The 1,142-nt window shown below is 34.8% G+C and carries 2 protein-coding genes; both read left to right on the plus strand.

Going from position 1 to position 1,142, the window contains the following annotated elements:
- The first annotated feature begins 67 nt into the window (after positions 1-67).
- Positions 68-451 carry a transposase family protein gene (locus tag IQ237_RS26575; protein WP_228020543.1) on the plus strand — a complete coding sequence of 128 codons (384 nt, stop codon included), beginning with the start codon at positions 68-70 and terminating at the stop codon, positions 449-451.
- Positions 448-960, plus strand: coding sequence for a transposase family protein (locus tag IQ237_RS26580; protein WP_309225819.1), 513 nt, complete (start codon positions 448-450; stop codon positions 958-960). The genes IQ237_RS26575 and IQ237_RS26580 overlap by 4 nt, the downstream gene beginning before the upstream one ends.
- Positions 961-1,142: the final 182 nt, after the last annotated feature.

Consider the following 1,142-nt stretch of genomic DNA (forward strand, 5'->3'; position numbering starts at 1 on the left):
TAGACATATCCGAAAAAGAATCAAATTATGGTATAACAGGATAAAATCGTGTACCTACCCTGAGATTATGAGCAACATAGTTGAGTACATTCATAACAATCCTGAAGAATCACAACGGTTATTAGGGCTGCATTATGAACAGCTAAAACAACTGATAGAGAAAGCAATAGAGCTACATAATAATAAAAAAGAATTAGCAGAATCTAAAAAAGTCAGACTCATTCTGGGAGGAGGTGGACGCAAGCCAAAATTAACCCCAGAGTCGCAAATAATTTTAACATTAACATATTTACGTCATTTGACAACATTTCAGTTACTAGGTATTCAATTTGGCGTAAGTGAGACAACGGCAAATGACACATTTAACTATTGGTTTCCACTACTGGGAGAATTATTACCACCAAGTTTAATATCACAGGTAAAAAAAACTCCAACGACCACGAAATTGTGAAAGAACTGTTAACGGAGTTTGAGTTAATCGTGGATAGCTATGAACAGCCTATAGAAAGACCTTCAGAGCATGAGACACAAAAAAAGTATTACTCAGGTAAAAAGAAAACTCATACTAGAAAAAACCAGCTAATTGTCCTACCAAATGGTAAAGATATTGTAGATATAAAGGCTGGTAAACCAGGTCCTAAAAGTGATATCAGCTTATTTCGTGAAACCTCCCAGGAATTTGAGACCAAACAAAGGTTTAATGGGGATAAAGCTTATGAAGGAGAAGAGTCAATTAAAACCCCTCAGAAAAAACCGAAAAAACAAGAATTAACGCCTGAACAAAATGCGAGAAATAAAGAACTAGCGTCGGAAAGAATTTTTGTTGAACATTTAATTCGTTTAGTCAAGATATTTAGAGTTGCCCAAGAAAGATTTAGATTAAATACCCAGAAATATGAACAAATAATTATGACTATTTGTGGACTTGTAAGATTGCGTATTGGTACTGTTATTTTGTAGCTATAGAAAATTGCAAGTTTCCTGGATAAAATCTACTTCCAGAGGTACTATTTTTTGGCTAATTCCCAATAGCAGGCATCTTCAGCACTGATTCTAGCGTATAATCTGAGTATCTTTGCACTTTACCTTCATTTCCTCAAAAGCAGTTGTGGTGAAGGTTAGATAGTTTTCGGAGATGTCTA

This window comes from Sphaerospermopsis sp. LEGE 08334 (assembly GCF_015207205.1).
Classification (GTDB): domain Bacteria; phylum Cyanobacteriota; class Cyanobacteriia; order Cyanobacteriales; family Nostocaceae; genus Sphaerospermopsis.